General features: G+C 61.9%; 2 protein-coding genes. One reads left to right on the top strand and one right to left on the bottom strand.

What is annotated here, in order from left to right:
• The coding region (locus tag FNH21_RS16940) for a hypothetical protein (RefSeq protein WP_206687081.1) at positions 1-280 on the top strand (280 nt) is incomplete at its 5' end.
• A gap of 681 nt (positions 281-961) precedes the next feature.
• On the opposite strand, the gene FNH21_RS16700 is transcribed toward FNH21_RS16940, so the two are convergent.
• Positions 962-1729, bottom strand: a complete 768-nt coding sequence (locus FNH21_RS16700) for a DinB family protein (RefSeq protein WP_152817184.1) — start codon at positions 1727-1729, stop codon at positions 962-964.
• Positions 1730-3265 lie beyond the last annotated feature (1536 nt).

The raw sequence follows: 3265 nt of genomic DNA on the forward strand, positions 1-3265 counted from the left end.
AAATTCGAAACCAGCCAAAAAAACCAGCCACCACACACAAAATGCGCGACAACCAGCAAATTCAACCAATCAAAAAACAATCGGTATCAACAAACTTGGCACACTATTGAGTTCTCAAACAACAGGAACATACGATTACTTGCGGGACATGCCGTTTCGGGCCTTTGTCCGCTTTCCTTCGCCGTTGTGTTTACAGCTTATTTCATTCTCTTTTCCCTTGTCAAATCCTCTGCTTTGGCCTAATGCCTGCAAATACGGATATGACTCAGCAATCCCATGACAAATAGTGATCGAATTCGTTCTCCGTTTGGAGCGCGCGAACCGACCGCAGGTTTTGTAGGGGTTGGTTGCCCTCGCCGGGGCAACTCATGAAACATTACACGCCGTCCTGCAGTCGAGCAAACCGGACCGGGGTTAGCTGCATCACGGACCCACGGACCCACGGACCCATCCTCGAGTGAAGGCACACGATGATCATCCACGAGGAGCGGGCGAATGGAGTGCGTTCGTGCCGCTGCTCGCCAATGGAAGCCACTCAGCCGGCCCTGCTCGTGACCACTACCGGGTATTCTGCTTCTCCTGTCGCGGCGCAGCCGTCCTCGAGCAGGCTCTGCGAGCAACTGCAAGCGGTCGCGTGCGACAACGACCCGCTCTTGGTTCAAGACCGTATCGTGTCTCGTCAGCACCTTCCGTGCTCCGGGCCGATGCGGGACGCCAGGTCGTTCCGCCCGAACCAGTGTCGAGTGCCGGCTGCGCCAGGGGCCCGTCCTCGGAAGCAGAGCCGAGTGCAGTACCTGCCTCCGTTATTGCAGCGGGGGAGCATGGTGTCCACAGGTCGGACTCGCTAGCGGCGCGGTGCGCGCACTACCCAGCGCTGCGTCCGCATGCGTCGGATAGCTCGTCCCGATCGTTTGCGGTTATGGCGGGAGCCTTCGCACCGGCCTCGACCTCCTAGGAAATCTCATGATGACGGGCTGCCGGGCTCCGTACTCGAGGGTCGGCCGAGCTGAATCAGATCTCGTTCGATGTAGCGTAAATGCGCCCACTCCTCCTCCAGGATGACCCGAACACAATCGCCGACTGTCGGGGTCCAATCATCGCCACCCCAAGGATTGCTCCGTTCCTCATCGAGCACCGCGGGAGTGGCTGTAGCGAGGAACTCCGTAACCTGTCGTTGTCGATCAGCTCTGACATCGAGTATCTCCTCGTAGGTCGGCACCCCGTCGCGGAAGGCCGACATGTCGAAACCTGCTTCCTTCGCTCCTGTGAACGCCAGTCCGATCTCGTGAAATGGTCGATCGAGGCGGAGGACTCCCTTACGAAGCCACGCGTCGCTGGCGAGAATCAGATGACGCAACGTCTCTGCGAGCGACCATTCATCCTCCACATGCGCGTCGACCATATTCTGCGGCGTATCGGTCACCATCACTCGCCAAGCAGACTGGACTGCGCACCAGCCGTTACGCAATCCTTCAGGCGTCCGAGCCTTCTGGAGTTCACGCCCGGGGAACTGCCGATCAAGTTCAGCGTCGACCAACGGCACGACGTCGACCCCGTTCACGATGAGTCGTCCGAAGAAGAGGTCGTGGCTGTCGATGTCGAGCCCGTCGAGGTCGACTCCCCGCATGAGCATGCCTCTCACGTCCGAGAAGCGAAGCGTAGCGCCCCTGAAACTAGCATTCACGAATCTTGCGCCGTCGAATTGCGCCATGGAATCCCGGATCGTCATCGCCCCAGTATGCGCGCTGGTTGATCGATGTCGAGCGGACTATCGACGATGGTGCCACCCGTCCGCATCGTCGAATCTGCATCACGTAGCGCAGGGGAAGTAGTCGATGGTGCGGTGATACTGAATGCAACCGAAGGCGACATTCGCACTCGGCCCGCAGCGAAAGATCACAGGCCTGCGTCTGATGACTTCTTGGCGGCACGAGGTGAGTAGGTGCACGGCTGCTTGCTCCCTAGCGCTCTCAATATCGAGCTAGGAAGCGCTTGTAGGGCTTCGTCGACGAGCGGCGCTGCCCTCAGGGGCTGTTTCTCAAGGGGAGATTGGTCGAACCGGGTGCAGCGGTCCGCGACCAACCGGCTGGCACCGGGAACGTCGCTCACCTGCACGGCCCTTCGATGGTCACTGTGGCCGCCGTCCCGCCCGCCAAGGCCTACCAAGCCAGCCGAAGTCCTCGCCGAAAGTCCTCATGAGCCGCGGACGGTCTCGCTGAACCTCCATCACCAATACCCTGATCGTCATCACAGCAACGTGACGGTAGGCCTCATGAGTCGGCTGTACAGAGGGCGGGCGGCGTGCCATGCTGCTGATTTGTGTACTCAGGACTCATCGAGGAGGCAGCCCTCTTCGATGGCGTACCTCGAACATCGATGGTGAGCCCTGGGCGATGTGCGGAGTCAGAGGGCACTCAACAGGGGTGCGGGCCGGCTCTGCGTCTGGTGACTCTGCCGACCGACTCCTGCAGAAGTGTGCCGGGACAACAATATTCTGGTGAGGCTCCTACCGGCCGATTACCGGCTAAGCCCGTTGTGCCCGGCCAGACGTTGACTGTGCCGCCCGAAGCGTCGGCGCCATCGAACACCTTGCCGCCGAGAGCGGATGGATCTTCAACGGGCTTTTACGTCAGCGGCGCAGAACACCAGCTCGACAAGGAACGGGTGCTGAGCGCAGGAGCAGGCTGAGGAGCCGGACGGTACCCCAGTCCAGATGAAGGGCTAGTAGGCGTCACCGGTTACCCGGAGGGCTCTGGGGTTCGGTGAGCGGCCAGCAAGCCAGGCGATAGTGGTTGGCCAGCAGGCCAGCAGGCCAGCAGGCCGGCAGGGTGGCCGGGTGGCGAGGTGGCCGGGTGGCCGTGGCTTGTGCTGGTGAGCGAGTTGCCTGGTGGCGTTGGTGCCCGTACGGCTGGTCATCGTCTGCCTACTGGTGGCCCGGGCTGCTCGCCGGCTCTGGCCAGGTTCTGCCAGGCGTCATCGACGAGCGGGCTGGCGGGCTGGGTGGTGTTCGCTGATTCGGGATGGCCGGATGCCCGTCCAGTCGGGCCCAGGGCGCCGTTGGGTGCTGTTGTCCTGCCGGCCGCGTTGCGGGCTTGTTGGCATGGTGGCTGGGTGCTGGGCTGGCCGGGTGTAGGCCTTCGGGCCTGGCTGGTGGGTTGGCCTTTGGCGCGTGGTGGCTGGCGGTGGGGTGGGGGGTGGGGTTGTGGGGTTAATGGGGTGAGGCCCCGCACCTGGTGGTGTGGGGCCTCAGCCTGTGAAGTGTTGT

The sequence above is a fragment of the Arthrobacter bussei genome (genome assembly GCF_009377195.2).
GTDB lineage: Bacteria > Actinomycetota > Actinomycetes > Actinomycetales > Micrococcaceae > Arthrobacter_D > Arthrobacter_D bussei.

What these genes read in the sequence shown, in the direction of transcription:
- FNH21_RS16700 (WP_152817184.1), bottom strand. Translation starts at nt 1,729, where the DNA reads ATGACGATCCGGGATTCCATGGCGCAATTCGACGGCGCAAGATTCGTG.